This is a genomic window from Pseudomonas sp. PGPPP1, from assembly GCF_002255865.1.
Classification (GTDB): domain Bacteria; phylum Pseudomonadota; class Gammaproteobacteria; order Pseudomonadales; family Pseudomonadaceae; genus Aquipseudomonas; species Aquipseudomonas cremoris.
Genome location: NZ_NKIG01000006.1, coordinates 137,224 through 152,275, shown reverse-complemented (window position 1 = coordinate 152,275; position 15,052 = coordinate 137,224). Strand labels below are relative to the sequence as shown.

At 62.3% G+C, this 15,052-nt stretch carries 7 protein-coding genes and 2 pseudogenes; 1 reads left to right on the top strand and 8 read right to left on the bottom strand.

Features of this window, described 5'->3' with window-relative positions:
• Positions 1-18: 18 nt before the first annotated feature.
• From tynA to CFE47_RS10260, 4 genes and pseudogenes are all read right to left on the bottom strand, one after another.
• Positions 19-2,307, bottom strand: coding sequence for a primary-amine oxidase (gene tynA / locus CFE47_RS10270; protein WP_286836710.1), 2,289 nt, complete (start codon positions 2,305-2,307; stop codon positions 19-21).
• A 726-nt stretch (positions 2,308-3,033) separates the two neighbouring features.
• A pseudogene (locus CFE47_RS31760) lies at positions 3,034-3,630 on the bottom strand (methyl-accepting chemotaxis protein); the annotation flags it as partial.
• 258 nt (positions 3,631-3,888) lie between these two features.
• Positions 3,889-4,923, bottom strand: a pseudogene (locus tag CFE47_RS31755) (HAMP domain-containing protein); the annotation flags it as partial.
• Between the two features lie 252 nt (positions 4,924-5,175).
• Positions 5,176-6,498 (bottom strand): alginate export family protein, encoded by a 1,323-nt coding sequence (locus CFE47_RS10260; RefSeq protein WP_286836707.1) that lies wholly within the window; start codon positions 6,496-6,498, stop codon positions 5,176-5,178.
• Positions 6,499-6,742: 244 nt separating this feature from the next.
• Between CFE47_RS10260 and CFE47_RS10255 the strand changes: the two genes are divergently transcribed.
• The gene (locus tag CFE47_RS10255) at positions 6,743-8,233 is read left to right on the top strand and encodes an aldehyde dehydrogenase family protein (protein ID WP_286836705.1); all 1,491 of its coding nucleotides are present in this window, start codon (positions 6,743-6,745) and stop codon (positions 8,231-8,233) included.
• A 106-nt stretch (positions 8,234-8,339) separates the two neighbouring features.
• Here the strand turns inward: CFE47_RS10255 and CFE47_RS10250 are convergent, their stop codons facing one another.
• The 4 genes from CFE47_RS10250 to CFE47_RS10235 are packed head-to-tail and all read right to left on the bottom strand — an operon-like array spanning position 8,340 to position 14,876.
• Positions 8,340-9,530: an MFS transporter gene (locus tag CFE47_RS10250; RefSeq protein WP_286836703.1), complete on the bottom strand. Its 1,191-nt coding sequence runs from the start codon at positions 9,528-9,530 to the stop codon at positions 8,340-8,342.
• A 33-nt stretch (positions 9,531-9,563) separates the two neighbouring features.
• Entirely contained in the window at positions 9,564-10,973 is a 1,410-nt protein-coding gene (locus CFE47_RS10245; RefSeq protein WP_286836702.1) for an aldehyde dehydrogenase family protein, read from the bottom strand.
• 11 nt (positions 10,974-10,984) lie between these two features.
• Positions 10,985-12,577 carry a GMC family oxidoreductase gene (locus tag CFE47_RS10240; protein ID WP_286836700.1) on the bottom strand — a complete coding sequence of 531 codons (1,593 nt, stop codon included), beginning with the start codon at positions 12,575-12,577 and terminating at the stop codon, positions 10,985-10,987.
• Positions 12,578-12,596: 19 nt separating this feature from the next.
• A complete protein-coding gene (locus CFE47_RS10235) occupies positions 12,597-14,876 on the bottom strand; it encodes a TonB-dependent receptor family protein (protein ID WP_286836698.1) in 2,280 nt (759 codons plus the stop codon).
• Positions 14,877-15,052: the final 176 nt, after the last annotated feature.

Genomic DNA, 15,052 nt, shown 5'->3' with positions numbered 1-15,052 from the left:
GGCTTTTTGCTGCTCGGGTTATTTAGGTGAGTTGAGGTTCAGCGTCGGCGTTTCATCGAAGAAGTTCCACGGTTTGAGCAGCACATGCACCCACTCGGTCGGCATGATCGGCCACTCTTCCGCACGGGCGATGTGGGTGGTGCCGGTGGTCAGCCACACCACGTCGTCGCTGTTCTCGATGGACTGGTCATCCTTGGTGAACTGCCCCAGGCCAGTGTCGCTCTGCGAGCGGTTCGGGTACTTGCCTTCCGGGTACTTTTCGTCCGGGTTGTAGCGCGTCACCCACAGCTGTTTGTCCATGAAGCTCAGGCGGTGGTACAGCCATTCGTCCTTGCCGAAATTCGCGCCCTTGGCCACCGGGTGCGTGCCACCGGCATACGGAATCAACTGGTAGGAAACCGGGTTGCCGACTTTGTTTTCCTTACCGAAGTTGGTCAGCAGACGCACGGTGGACGGGTCGAATTTCTGCGCAGCCTGCTGCTCGGTGCTGACCACCCGCTGCTCGGTCTGCATGGTGCTGGTACGTGGCCCGCCACGGTCGTTGGGGGCGATCACCGGGTTCACTTCCACCAGTGAGTTGTTTTCGCCGTCGATGTCCATGTCCAGGCGGAAGTTGTAGATGTGCTGGTGGGTGGTGCCGACGATGTTGTGGTCCAGCAGTGTGCCGTAGCGCGTATCTTCCTTGGCGGTGGCTTCGTGCATGGTCTTGGTCTTGACGCCTTTGACTGCTTCGATCCCGGTGGCGCCGGCGTCGATGCCGATGGTGCCGTTCTGCTGGAAGACCCAGTCGAAGATGTAGTCGTAGTTGCCCACGGTGCTGATCCAGCGGATCACCAATTCACGCCGCTCGGCGCTGAGGTTGGGCTGGCCCATTTCCTGGTGTTTGTATTCCGGCCCTGCGTAGCGCTCGAACACCGCGATGGCGTGGGGGATGGTGGTCGGTGCGCCGGTGTAGTCGGCGATGGTCGCATCCAGCAGCACGGCGTTTTCCGGGGCGTCTTTGCCACGTGCAATCGGCGAGGTGAGGGTGCCCATGCCGTAGTCGCCCGAGTCCAGGTAGGCCTTGAAGTACCAGCCGGCGTCCGGGTCGCCGTAGGGCACGATCATGCCGCCCAGGTTGCCTTCGTACATGATCTTGCGTTTCTTGCCCTTGTCGTCATAGGTGACGGTGGACAGGATCGGACCGACGCGCGAGTCCAGGCGTACATGGAAGTCCCAGTTCTGCCAGTGGATGCTGTTGCCGGTGATGGTGTAGTTCTTGCCTTCCGGCTCAATGATCTCCAGCGGCTTGAGCGCCACACCCTTGCGTCCGCGACCGTCATAAGGGGTGGGCTTCAGTGGCACCGGGACCACGGCGCCGTCCTCGACCTTGATCAGTTTCTTTTGCTCAAGGTCGACCACGGCCACCAAGCCTTCAATCGGATGCGCCCAGTAGTTGCCGTCGCCAACATCGAGGTAACTGACGATTTTCAGCAGGCGCTTGTCCTGGGTCAGGCCATCCTTACCGTCGAAGTAGCCGACAGTCAGCGGCGTCGTTACCACCTTCTTGATATCGGTGATGCCACGCTTGGCCAACGCCTGGGCGTATTCGGCGCTGGTATCGATCACCGATTGCACAGTGGCGAAGTCGTCCAGCAGCACCATGCCGTGGGCGCCTTCAATCGGCTTCCACGACAGCAGGGTCTTGCTGTCCAGGTCGACCTGGCCTTCGATCACATGCTTGCCATCGAGCACCACGATATTCGCCTGGCGCGACTGTGTGGGTTTTTGCCCGCTGTAGATGAAGTTCCACACCTGGTCCTTGGGCGGCGTGTGCACCGAGACTTCGGTGAAACGGAAGCCCGGTTTGTAGTGCTCGGACTTTTTAATGATCTCGACAGCGCTGTTGATCTCATCCGCGTTCAGCGGGTTGAGCGGGCTGGGGCGGGTCTCGATGACAAAGGTCTTGTCCAGGCCGGACTGGAACACCTGGTTGATAAAGTCCTTGGACATGTAGGCCGTCTTGCCCTTGAACACCACCGGCACTGGCAACTCCATGCGCTTGCCGTTGAGCACGGCCACCTTGCTGTCAGGCTTGACCTTGACGTAGGCACCGTCCTTGGCAATCACGAACACGTTGGCGTAGTCGTCCCATTTGACCGAAGCGCCGAACGCTTCAAGAGTCGACTGCAACGGCACCATTTCGGCAGCGCCGCCATGGGCCTGCGCAGCGGACTGCAAGCCAGGCAGGCCGAAGGTGCCCAGGGCGATGGCCAGCGCGAGCCGGGCAAGGGGCGTTCTTTTGAGCAAAGCGGTGGGCGAGAGCATTTCTGAATTCCTTGAGATGAACCGAGGACAGTGTCAGGTAGCACTTTGCTACAGCGGATAGAGAGATGCTTTTGGATTCTCGCCAAAATCCTTGTGCTGCGTGCCTGAATGGATCATAGCGACTGGTAGGCGAGGTTTGTGAGAAGTAAACCGGCACCCACAGAAAAGCCGATTTCAAACCGCCAGGAAGCCGGACACGGTCAAAAAATGTGGGAGCGGGCTTGCTCGCGAAGGCGGTGGGTCAGCCAGTATATTTATCGACTGACACGCCGCCTTCGCGAGCAAGCCCGCTCCCACATTTGGATCTCCATTTGTCAGATAGACAGTGGTCTGCCCTGGCTCTGGCTCTGGCTCTTGATTTGGCTTGTGATCTTGATCTTAGGCGCCCCGTTAAACCACGCTGGCCGAACGCAGGCTTGAATCCGTGGGTAACCCGGCAGGACGCCGGGTTAGCCGCCCCGCGCCATGGATGGCGCGTGGCGGCGGCCCACGGATTCAAGCCTTCGTTCGGGCACACCGAGCCTAGGCGAGGTGCCGAGTGGTGGGGCGAAGACCTTTTGCTTACTTTTGGGTCTCTCCAAAAGTGAGCCGCCGTAAGGGCGGAACCAATCGAAGCCGTTACCTAAATAACGGATATGTACACCGAGTGGCCGCCATCGCAGGCAAGCCAGCTCCCACATTTTTGATCTCCATGTATCTGGTGGCGCGTGAGCGGGCTACCCAACACTAAATACGAAAACTCCCCACCAACTGCTTCAGCCGTTCGGCCTGCTCCTCCAGCTCCGTACACGCCACCAACGTCGCCTGCAGATTCTCCACCCCCTGGCTGTTCAGCAGATTGATCTCGGTAATATCCACATTCAACGCCTCAACCACCGCCGTCTGCTCCTCCGTAGCCGCTGCCACCGACTGGTTCATATTGTCGATCTCCCCAATCCGCTGCGTCACGCTACCCAGCCGTTTCCCCGCCAGGTTCACCGTGCTCACACTGGCCTCACTGTGCTGCTGGCTCTCGGTCATGGTGGTCACCGAATCCCGCGCCCCCACTTGCAGGCTTTCGATCATCTGCTGAATCTCCTGGGTCGACTCCTGCGTACGGTGGGCCAAGCTGCGCACTTCGTCGGCGACCACCGCAAAGCCACGTCCGGCTTCACCCGCGCGGGCGGCTTCGATGGCGGCGTTGAGGGCCAGCAGGTTGGTCTGCTGGGAGATGCTCTTGATCACCTCGAGGATCTGCCCGATGTTCACCGTCTTGTCATTCAGCACCTCAATGTTGGCGCACGATGCGCTGATCTTGCCGGACAGTTCATTGATCAACTGGATCGTGCGCTCCACCACCTCGTGACCGTCGTTGGCCTGTTGCCGTGCGGCAGAGGCCTGCTGCGAAGCAACGGCCGCATTGCTGGCGATTTCCTGAGCGGCAGCGCCCAGTTGGTTGATGGCAGCGGCCACACTGTTGGTGCGCAGGGCCTGTTCGTCCGAGTTGCGCAGCGAGGAGTTGGACGCCAGCAGCACACGCTTGGCCCCTTCATTCACGCCGAGTGCCGCCAAGGACACTTCGCGGATCGACTGGTGAATCCGCTCCACAAAACGGTTGAACGCCGTCGCCAGTTGGCCCAGTTCATCGCGTGACTGCACCTGCAGGCGGCGAGTCAGGTCGCCTTCGCCCAGGGAGATGTCTTCCATGACGCGGGTGAGCACGTGCAACGGTCGGGTGATGCGAAACGCGGTGTACCCGATCAGCAGCAGGCCGAGCAGCGCCGAACCGCCCCCCAGCAGCAGTTCCAGTAGTTTGCTGTGGGCGCTTTGCGTATCCAATTCGTGTTGCAACGCGGTAACCGGTGCCAGCAGCACCGCCTGGGGCACGCTAACCACCACGCTCCAAGGCGCCACGTTAGCAATCGGTGGCAAGGGCTCAATGACTTTGACCTGCTGCGGGTCGACACTGTCGGCGTGGGCGGGCGTACCCAGGCGGCTGATCTCCTGGCTGTTGGCAGCTGTCACCCCAAGTGGACTGACGATGTTGATCTGGCCCTGGCCGTCGAACAGTTGCCGTGCACTGGCTTCACTGTTGCGTTGCAGGTCGGCGAGGTTGATATCCAGGCCGACCACGGCGATGACCTTGCCGTTTTCCAGCAAAGGGAAGGCGACGCTGGTGACCAGCTTGCGGCTGCCGGAGGACTCATCGAAATACGGCTCCAGCACACAGGCTTGGCGACTGTCGCGGGCGCAGGTGTAGAAGGCGTTGTAGGGCGCGCCGCTGGGGCCGGGTGCGGTGTTGGCGAGCAGGGCCTCGTCGCCAATGACGGCTTGCAAGTCGCCGGGTTGGCTTTGCACCCAATAGAGGTTAAAACGCCCGCGTTCGTTGCTGCCCAGTGCCGGCTGGTTGGCAAAGTCCTTGTCGGCACCGTCCAGCGCATCGGGCTCAAAGATGACGAAAAGCCCGAGCAGGTCGGGCTTGTCGATCAGGGCTTGGTGAATCTGGTGAGTCAGTTCTGCGCGCAGTTGTTGGCGGGTCAGGCTGCCCTTGGCGTGCAGTTGGCGCAGGTAGAGCAGGTAACGCGACAGGCCTTGGCCATATTCGTGGGTTTGCGTGAAGGTGCGCTGCACCTGCATCGCCTGCAATTTGCCCAGGGCCTGCATATGCTCCTTGGCCGCATTGGCCAGCATCGCGGTGCTGGCCTGGTCCACTTGCTTGCGGCTTTGATGGGTCTGGTAGAGCGAGAGCCCCATCAGCAAGCCCACCACCAACAGCAGGCAGAGGCCGGCAAGCAGGGTGATCTTGCTCTGGATCGTCAGGGGTTTTAAGGGCATGGAAAGAGCCTTGTCTCAGCGGTGCAATGGCCTGCGCCACCGCACCGACCGGGGTTAGAAAGTGGTGGCGAAGACCAGTTGGCTGTAGACGTTCTTGTCGTTGTTGCCCAGTTGGGTGCCGCCGTGTTCGGCGCTCTTGTCCGGTTGGTAAAGACCAATCAGCGGCATCACCGTGAGGTGCGCGTTGACCCGCCATTCGGCGAACAGGTCGATCTCGTGGCCATCGGTATTGCCCAGGCCACGGTCGATCGTGTCGAAGTCAAACAGCACCGCGCCAACGCTGACGCTCTCCAGCGGCGAGGCTTTGAGGGTGATCGATTGAATGCGCGAGTTGGTGTTGAAGGGACCTGCATAGTTGCCGGCCACTTCGCCTTGGAACCAGGTGCCATAGCCACGGTTGAGGCCGTAGAACAACGGGTCAAAACCTTTCGAGAAGCGGCTGTAGCGGTAGTTGGCACTCGGCGCCCAGGCGATGTCGGCGAAGGTCCAGCCGGCTTCCAGGTACCAGGCGTTTTCGCTGGCGGCGTGGGGTTTGTCCTGCTTGGCGTATTCACCGGACAGGAACAGGTTGGTCACCCCGGCATTGCCTTGGGCACGCAGGCTGTAGGTCTTCATGCCATCGCGTTCCAGCTGGGTGGGGGAGGCGTATTGCTTGTCCACGTCGGTGGTGTCGATGTAGGTGAAGCCCACGGTGCCTTCGGCGGCGACGTGTTCCAGGGTGCCGATGACCATCTCGGTCTTGGCCTGGGCGCGGTTGTCGGACTTGAGCCACATCAGGTCGCTGCGCCAGCCTTGCTTGCCGCCCAGGCGCAACACGGCGGTCTCGTCGAAGGCCTTGCGCGCCGCCAGGTAGTAGGCGCCGCCGCGATTGTAGTCGCCCTCGCCGATGCCTTTGCCCATGTTCAGGGCGTCGCCGTTGATCAGGAAACCGTCGCCGACCACGATGTTCTGGCGGCCGAAGGACAGGTCCACGCCATCGTCGCCCAAGGCTTCGAACAACGTGCCGGAGCGCCAGCCTAGGTAGGCGTCTTCGAATTTGGTGGTGCGTTCAGAGCCGTCGCTGAAGCCGGCGGCATCGCCATCACCCCAGGTGCCCGAGCTCAGCAGGTTGGCTGCGCCATAGGCGGTGCCCGCGCTGGCCAAGCCCTTGTCGAAGCTCAGGCCGTATTTGATGTAGCCCTCGCGCCATGAGGACGAGCCCGGGTTCAGGCGCCCTGACGGGGCATAGCGCTCCTGACTGTGGAATGCGCCGAATACCGCTTCCAGCGTGGCGTTCAGATGGCTGTCGGCATCGCTGTAGAGTTCGTACGCCTGGGCGTGGCCAGCACCGACCAAAAGGGCGAGGGTCGACACACAAAGCTTGGGGGACTTGAGCATGGGGAGGCATCCGTTCTTGTTCTTGAACGCAGGGTTGCGCTCCTTTTCGATACTACGGCGCGGAACTTTTGCTGCCTTGTGTGTGGTTGCCAAAGCCTTGACTGTGCTTGCCAGAGGGGGCGATTTGGCAGCCTGGCCAAAGCATCTGGCACGCAGGGAAAACCCGCAGGCAGAGGGTGCGCCGACAATCGCGTCAACCCTTGCAGAACTACTCCTGCTGAATCATTCGAACAAAAGGTGAACCATGAGCAACGTTGAAATCCTGCCCCAGGTGGCTGCCTTCCTTGACCGCCGCCACGGCTGCTTTATCGACGGCCAGTGGGTGTTCGCCGAAGGCCAACACATCGCTGTGCTCAACCCGGCCACCGGGCAAACCCTGTGCGAAACCCTGGATGCGCCACTGGAGCTGGTAGAACGCGCGGTGCAGTCGTCCCATGCCGCGTTCAAGGCGGGCGTGTGGTCTGGGCTGCGCCCGGCCGACCGCGAACGCATCCTGCTGAACTTCACGCGCCTGGTAGAAGAGCACGCCGAAGAACTGGCCCAGCTCGAAACCCTGAGCCAGGGCAAGTCGATCAACATGGCACGGGCCCTTGACCTGAACGCCACCGTGGAATTCATGCGCTACATGTCGGGTTGGGCCACCAAGATCGAAGGGCAGACCTTCGACGTGTCGATCCCGCTGCCGCCCGGAGCTAAATTCACCGCGTTCACCAAGCGCGAGCCCGTGGGCGTTGTAGTCGGTATCGTGCCGTGGAACTTCCCGCTGATGATCGCCGCCTGGAAGCTGATGCCCGCCCTGGCCACCGGCTGCACCGTGATCATCAAACCGGCGATGGAAACCCCACTGACCGCCATGCGCCTGGCCGAGCTGGCCATTGAAGCCGGCATCCCGGCCGGTGTGTTCAACGTGGTCACCGGTGGCGGCGCCTCGGTGGGCGGCGTGCTGACCACCCACCCGCTGGTGAGCAAAGTCTCGTTCACCGGCTCCACCGCCGTGGGCAAAAGCGTCGGTGTGGCGTGCATGCAGAACATGACCCGCTTCGCCCTGGAACTGGGCGGCAAGAACCCGATGATCGTGCTCGCCGATGCCGACATCGACAAAGCCATCCAGGGTGCGATCCTCGGCGGCTTGCTGAACAACGGCCAGGTCTGCGCGGCGGCGTCGCGCTTCTACGTGCATCGCTCGATCCACGACGCCTTCGTCAAAGGCCTCGCGGCAGCGGTGTCGGCCATGCCGATTGGCGCCGGCATGGACGGCGATGCGGTGATCAACCCGCTGGTGTCACGCAAGCAGCAACAGGGCGTGCTCAAACACATCGAACAGGCCCGCCAGGAAGGTGCGCGGGTAGTCTGCGGTGGCGAGTTGCTCGACGGCGAAGGCTTCTACGTGCAACCGACGATCCTGGCCGATGTGGACCACAACATGGCCGTGGCCCGTGAAGAAGTCTTCGGCCCGGTACTGGCGGTGCTGCCGTTCGACGACGAAGACGCGGTGATCGCCCAAGCCAACGACAACCCCTACGGCCTGGCCGCCAGCCTATGGACCAACGACCTGACCAAGGCCCTGAACCTGGTGCCGCGCATCGAAGCCGGCACCGTGTGGATCAACGCCCACGTACTGCTCGACCCGGCGATGCCGTTTGGCGGGGTCAAGCAGTCTGGGATGGGGCGTGAGTTTGGGCGGGCGGTGATTGAGGCGTATACCGAGTTGAAGTCGGTGTGCATCGCCCACTGACGCCTGCACTTGTAGTGAGCGGGCTTGCCCCGCGCGGCGGTGTACCAGGCGTCTCAGGCTTACCTGACACACCGTCGCGCGGGGGGCACCAGGTGCCTGGGAGGAATCACGCCGGCACCAAGCGACTCTCATCATTGCGCTTGAAACCCAATGGCAACAGAAACAACGGCAACAGATTCGCCACGATCAACGCCGCAAAAAACGGAAGCCGCGAAGGCAGCGTGAACAGCGGGTAGAGCAGCACCGGACCCAGGAACATCGACAGGTACAGTGCTTGCTCGGCGATCCCGCCGGCGCCCATCACGTCGCCATTGCGGGTCATTTTCGGAATGCTGGTGAACACCCAGGCCACTACGAAACTGGTGAAAAAGCCCTGGACGATCTTCGCGGCAATCGCCAGCTCGGCATTCACTCCCGGAATGAACACCAACACTTCCAATGCCACGCCGATCAACGCACTGACCACTACGCTCAAAGGTCCGATCAACCGCAGATTGAGAATGAAACCGGCAAACAGACCGGCGACCACACTGGACAGGATGCCCACCGTGGAAATCACCCCAATCGTCGCGGGGGCCACGTTCAGCACATTGATCAGGTACGCCGGGGTAATGGTGATCAGCCCCAGCGCCACCGTCAGCGGCGCACCCACGGCCGCCGCCAGGCGTAGCGCGGACGGGTCGGCGTAGATCTTGAACACCTGGGACAGAGGTTTGCGTTCGGCGCGATTGGCCAGGTTGATCGACGGCAGCAGGGGCGTGGCCAGCAACAGCAGGACCAGTACCAGCGCATGCCCACTGAATGCCACGCGCCATTGCTCGTGGTCGCCGCCGATGTAAGGCGACACGGCGAAGATCGCAATCGCCCCACCCAGCGGCGAAGCCACCGACCAGAACGCCAACGCACTGGTGCGCCGTTTGCCGGCGGTGGTGTGGATCAGTAGCGCCAAGGCCGCCAACACCACGCTGATATAACCGGCGCCTTCCACCACGCGCAGGGCCAGCAACACGGCAAAGTCTGCGGTGCGGCTCGCGGCGTAGCTGCACACCGCTGCCACCATCAGCCCGACGATAATCGCGCGGCGCTCGCCCACGCGGGCCACGCCCCAATTGACTACGGGTGAGGCGAGGGCGGCGACGATTGCCACCGCCGAGACCACCCAACTGGCATGAGACGGGCTGACCGAATAAGCCTTGGCAATGTCGGCGATCAGCAGGATGGTTTTGCCATGGCACGCCGCGATGATCACGGCGAAGGCAAGGGTCAGAATAATCGAGGGCCAGCTACCGGGGCGCATAGGAATTCCTTGATGAATAGAGAGAGGCCCGGCTCAGTGCCGGGCGATATTGATCACTTGCAGGTCGCTGAACGCGTCATAGCCGCGCGCCCCACCTTCATAGCCCAGGCCGCTCCACTTGTAGCCGCCTTTCGGCGCGCCGGGGTGCACGTCCAGGTGCTGGTTGACCCAGGCCAACCCGGCCTCCAGGCGGCGCACAATAGCCGCGCCCTGTTCGACATCCCGCGTCCACACCGAAGCCCCCAGGCCAAACGGGCTGGCGTTGGCCTGGCGGATGGCATCCTCCACATCGTCGAAGGCAATTACCGGCAGTACCGGGCCGAACTGCTCTTCATCCACTAGCGCTACGCCGGCACCGATGCCGCTGATGATGGTCGGGGCGAAGAAATAACCCGGGCCGTCCGGTTGTGTGCCGCCGGTGTGAATCACCGCACCGTGCTCGCGGGCATCGGCCACCAGTGCCTTGACGCGCTCCAGTTGCGGGCGATTGGTCAAGGGGCCCAGCTCAGCCTGTGGATCGAGACCGCTGCCCAGGCGGGTTCTGTTTGCACGCTCGACCAGTGCTGCAATCAACGATTCGAACAGGCTTCGGTGCACGTACAGGCGCTTGATGGCGAAGCACACCTGGCCGCTGTTCCAGAACGCGCCCCAGAACAGCGACTCGGCAATCGCCGGAATATCCGCGTCCGCCAGCACCAGCGCCGCATCGTTGCCACCCAGCTCAAGGGTCAGGCGTTTCAGGTCATCGGAAGCGCCCGCATACAGGCGTTTGCCGGTGACCACGCTACCCGTGAAGGTGATGTGGCGGACCTGCGGGTGGCGGCTCAACTGCTCGCCCACCGCGCCATTGCCGGCAATAACGTTCAGCACGCCGGCGGGAAATACATCCTTCAACAGCTGCCCAAGCAGCAGGGTGGATAACGGTGTGTGCTCCGAAGGCTTGGCCACGAGAGTGTTGCCGGCGTGGAGCGCCGGGGCGAGCTTGAGCACCAGCAAGATGATCGGCACGTTCCACGGTGTGATAGCCGCAACCACGCCCAGTGGCCGGCGCTCAAGCCGTACCAGACGCTGCTCGTCGTCGCGCAGCACTTCGGCGGCGGGGGCTTCGAAACCGGCGTAGTGATCGAACGTGGCGGCAGCGCCCGCCACCTCACCGAGGGTGAAGCGCAGCGGGCGGCCTTGTTCACGGCTGATCAGCTCGGCGAGTGGCTGGGTATTTTCCCGCAGCACGGCGGCGGCCTGTGCCAGTGCTTTACGACGGGCCTGCGGGTCGGCCGCCCAGCTGGCAAACGCACGTTGCGCGGCCTCTACGGCTGTGTCGACCTGGGCCTGGCTGGCGCGGGCGGCATAGCCGATGGTTTGCTCAGTGGCCGGGTCGAGCACTGCATCGGCATGCTCGCTGGTGTGCAATTGTCCATCGATCAACAAGGCATAGTGGGTCATGGTCACAGTCCTCAAGCATTGGCAAGAATGGCGTCGGCGATTTTCTCGGCGATCATCAGGGTCGGCAGGTTGGTGTTGGCCGTCGGTATGCTCGGGAACACCGACGCATCGGCCACCCGCAGGCCCTGCACGCCGTGCACCCGGCCGGTGTGATCGACCACGGCCTGCGGGTCATCGGCGTGGCCGATGCGGCAGGTGCCGCTGGCATGCCACACACCGCCGACGTGGGTCCGCAGGTAGCGCTCCAGTTGCGCGTCGTTGGCGAGCAGCTCGGATAACAACGGTCCATCGTTGGAGGCCTGGGCGAAGCGGCTCAAGCGAGGCGGGCCACTGAAGGCCGCCACGGCCGGGTGGGCGAACACGCGCGCGAGCACGCGCAGGCCTTGTCGCAAACGGTCAAGGTCACGGCGGTCCGAGAGCAGGTTGAATTCCACCGCCGGGTAATCGCTGGGGTCTTTACTGCGCAGGCGCAGGTGGCCGCTGGAGCTGGGCTTGTTGACCCACAGCACCGCGCTGGCCAGGCCGAGCGCTGTATTGGGCGCGATACCCAGGTACAAGTCTGCCGGCACGTCGGCCTCTACGCCGGACGAAACCCGCGCCGCCAAGAGGTGCGCGGCGCCAGGCTCATCGCTCGGCACCTGAGGGTGGTGCAGGGTGCCGCTGAGCCCGATGGAACTGTGGTCCCACAAGTTGCGCCCAACCCCTGGGCGGTCGGCGATCACGTCTATGCCCAGGTCCCGCAGTTGATCTGCCGGGCCGATCCCGGCACGCAACAGAAAGGCCGGTGATTGCAGCGCCCCGGCGGCGAGGATCACTTCATTGCCCGTCACGGCCACCTGCTTGCCGTCGCGTACCGCTTGTACCCCGGTCACGCGGTTGGCGCTGAGGGTCAGTTGGCGCACTGTGGTGTCAGCCCACACGTTCAGGTTGCTGCGTGCCCGCACTTGGGCGTTGAGATAGGCGCGAGCGCTGGAGACCCGTTGATCGTTCTCAATGGCCACGGTTGGCGCAAAGTAACCGTCTTCGTACCTGCCGTTCTGATCGACGATATCGTTCAAGCCCTCGCCGTGCAGGGCTTGCGCCGAGGCACGTGTGAAGCTGCCCCAGTGCCGTGAGTCAACACGGGCAATTGGCAGTGGGCCGTCATGCGCGTGTTGTTCTGGGTGGCTGTGGCCGAAGTCGAGGTCGCGTTCCAGCTTGCGAAAATACGGCAGCACGCCTTGCCAGTCCCAGCCTTGCGCGCCCAGCCGGGCCCACTCGTCGTAGTCGCGGGGCAAGCCGCGATTGGCGACCATCATGTTCACGCTTGAACCGCCGCCGAGAATGCGCGCCTGCTCATATAGCTGGGGTTCGCGAGGGATATCCGGGTGTTCGCTGGCGCGCAGGATATTCAGGCCTGGCCAGAAGTAACGCTCACCCGCTTGGCGCGGCAACCAGGGTTGCAGCCCGTCGAGAATATCGGCGGGCGTATCGTGGTCAGGCGTGTCGGCACCGGCCTCGATCAGCAACACGCGCTTGTCCGCCTGCGCCGACAGCCGATTGGCCAACACACTGCCGGCACTGCCGCCGCCGACGATGATGTAGTCGTAATGATCAGTACTCATGTGTGCTCCTGGAAGCGCTTCAAAAACCAACGGTCAGCGAGGCGACCAGCGAACGTGGCTGCCCCTTGTAGTACTGCGGCGCACCATAGAAGTTGGGGTTTGACGGGTCGGCGTTGATGGTCCCGGACTTCACGCCCGAGAGGTATTGCTTGTCGAAGAGGTTGTTGGCGTTGAGGCTGACGGTGGTTTCCTTAAGCCCGCTGACCAGGTCCTTGAAGCGATAACCCAGGTTCAGGTCGAAGACGGTGTAGCCACCGATTTTCTGGCTGTTCTCCAGGTCGCCGTAGTAGCTGCCGGTGTAACGGCCGAGGAAGTTGGCGTAGAACGCTTCGTTGTCGTAGCCCACGCCGGCGCTGAGCAGGCGGCGGGGTGCATCGAACAGTTGATTGCCCTTGGTGTCGGCGGTCAGGCCGCCCGCGGTGTAGTCGGAGTCCTGGGTCGAGCTGAGCAGGCTGAACGAGCTGAAGTAGTTGAAGTTGGCCGGCAGCTTGCCGTTCACCGCCAGCTCCAGGCCTTTGGTGGTGACGTTGCCGGCGTTGAAGTAGGAGGTCACCCCGGTCAGCTGTTGATACGCGGCCTGGCGGTCCTTGAATTTGTCATAGAACACTGCGGCACTGACCAGCGTGTTGTCGGTGCTGTAGCGCCAGCCCAACTCCTGGTTCCAGGTCAGCTCGGGTTTTTGCTTTTCGCCACCGTTGATACGGCCGTATACCGATGCAATGGCGGGCACACGCATGTTCGACGTGGTGTTGTAGTAGAGCTGGTTTTGCTGATCGAGTTGATAACTGAGGCTCAGGCTCGGCAGGAAGCGATTGTAATCCTCAGTGTTGTCGTAGTTCTTGAGGCGGTCGGCACCCTGCAGTTCGCTGTGCTGCCACGCAAGCCCAGTTGTGAGGGCGAGGTCGCTGTTGATGTGCCAGGTGTCCTGTACCCAGAGCTTCTGCGTGGTGATCTGGTTCGCCTGGTTGGTGTTGTAGGCCACATTGCCCTGGCCATCGCGGATAGGGTCGCTGCCGTCAATGCTCGCAGGTTTGCCGTTGCCCTTGATCGGGGTAAAGACGAACTGGTTGCGCGCGTGGGTGTAGTCGGTCCACAGCCCCAGTTGCAGCACGTTGTTGTCGGCCAGAGTGAGATCGAGGCTATTGCTCGAACCGATACGGTACTGGGTTGGCAGCAGTTGCAACGACGCCGGTACCACCGGGTCTATCTTGTCGCCGTCATGGTTGATGTCGGCGCCCAGAGTGTTCTCGTTCACCGCCGCCGTGGCGATAGACGCGGTGCCGTCGGTCACGCGAATGAAGTACGGATTGACCTTCAGCTGCACGCCATCCGAGAGGTTGAACAGGCCATTGAGGCCGTAGGTCTGGATCTTGAAGTCAGCCCGTGAGTTCGCCGCGTTGACCCCGGGAATGGTGATATCGGCCACCCCGTTGGTGCCACCGAGGGTGGGGTAGGCCTTGTTCGGGTAGCCGTGGTCGTAATCGTTGGCGCGGTACTGCGCCAGGGTCGGCGACAGGTAGCTGTTGGTGCGCATCAGGAAGCTGGAGAACAACGCATTGATCTGGTTACCGTCGCCCCATTTGTATTGAAGGTTGCCTTCATAGCGGTTGGACGACAGCTCGCCGTCTGAGTCATCCCACAGGTCGGCGGTGGTGCGCGATGCCGACAGCCAGGCGGAGAAGCCTTTGTACTCGCCGGTGTTGACCCGCACGAACTCGCGATACAGGTTGTCGCTGCCGACGCTCTGTTTGTACAGCACGCCGCTTTCCTTGGTCGGTGCGACGGATTTGATTTCGATGCTGCCGCCGCTGGCGGTGAGGGTAGGGGCGTTTATCGAGGAGGAGCCGTAGAGCACCGACACCGATTCGTAGTTTTCCGGGTCGCCCAGGAAGTCGGCGTGAGGCGTGAGGAACTGCGGGTCGTTCAGGGGGATGCCATCGCGGGTGACCCCCAACTGGTCTTGGGAGAAGCCACGGATGTTCAGCGAACCTTCGGTGACGCCGCTGGAATCACCGCCGCTTGAGTGCACGCCGGGCAGGTATTTCAAGGCGCCGGTAACAGCGCTGTCGAGGCCGACGAATTTCTGCAACTGGGCCTTGGTCAGGGTCGCTTTGGATTCGGGGGCTTTCTCTTGTTTGGCGTCGCCGACGAAGGTGTCGGTGGTTTCGTTCTGTCCTTGAACGACCACGGTGTCGAGGACGGAGTCGTTGGTTTGTGCGTTGGCGTGGGTTGATATCAGCAAGGCTGCGGATACGGATATGGCCAGGCCTGTGTGTTTGAAATGACTTAGATAGTGCATGTGTCTGTTCCCCGGTTTGTAAGCGATACGGGGGAGATTGCAAGCGATGTGCCATTAAGATAAGTGCATATTTATCAATGGTTTAATTGGGTGCTGTGAGGTTTTTTGTTGACCGTACAGCAGCAGTGCGGGGAGGGTGCTGCTGTAGCAGCAGGGCTTGTTGGATCGCCGCATCG